This window comes from Salipiger sp. 1_MG-2023, assembly GCF_030547555.1.
Classification (GTDB): Bacteria; Pseudomonadota; Alphaproteobacteria; order Rhodobacterales; family Rhodobacteraceae; genus Salipiger.
In genome coordinates this window covers 1-717 of record NZ_JAUOQN010000182.1, presented here as the reverse complement: position 1 = coordinate 717, position 717 = coordinate 1, and the positions used below count along the sequence as shown (strand labels likewise).

1 protein-coding gene is annotated in these 717 nt (G+C 56.5%); it reads right to left on the bottom strand.

From position 1 onward, the window contains the following. Window positions 1–74 precede the first annotated feature (74 nt). Window positions 75–717, bottom strand: a 643-nt coding sequence (locus Q4543_RS24490) for an AAA family ATPase (RefSeq protein ID WP_303442794.1), incomplete at its 5' end; no start/stop codon positions are given.

Sequence of the window (717 nt, the reverse complement as noted above, 5' to 3'; positions counted from 1 at the left end):
TCACACCCGGCCGCGCGCTGCGCTACGCCGGGGGCTCCGCGCGCGGCCTCCTACACCAAGCGTTGGGACACTACCTATAAATCAGGCACGAGCAGATGGCTGGCACCGGACATCATCTCATAATGTGGACCCTGTCCGTGGACTTCAAATACGCGACGGAAAACACTGCGAAGGCGTTCGCCCGCATCTGCATCAAAGTAGAATTCCTCCGCGCCAAGGTAGCCATGCGACCCGTCGTTGAGAGAGCGTCGAAGTGCGCCGAAGGCAAAGGCGTCCGCTCCATCAAGGTTGTCGAGGCCTGACATCCAGTCTCTGTCGCCGATAAACTTGAAGTAGTGTTCCAAGATGCGCCGCATCGCATTGCATAGAGCCACCGGGACAGTCGCTGGATCATTCACCTCGTCCCAAAGCGCACGATAGGCTGTCATGATCGGAGTATTCATCCCATGACTTGTCACCGACGAAATTCCAGCGGGCTTTCGGAGGATCCAATGCTTTGGATCTGGGGCTTTACCCTTCCAATAGCTACTGATCTCGTGATGGAAATGTGCATTGTGTGTCAGGACAATGACTTGAGAGATCCGACCGCCCGGCGCACACGCGTCCTCGAACAGTTTTCGGACCATGGCTGCGACCGTATGTGTTCCATCCCGGATGATCACATAAACCCTCGGCGGTCTGCCCTTTTCATGGCAAGATCGGTTCTGAGGGAAGTTC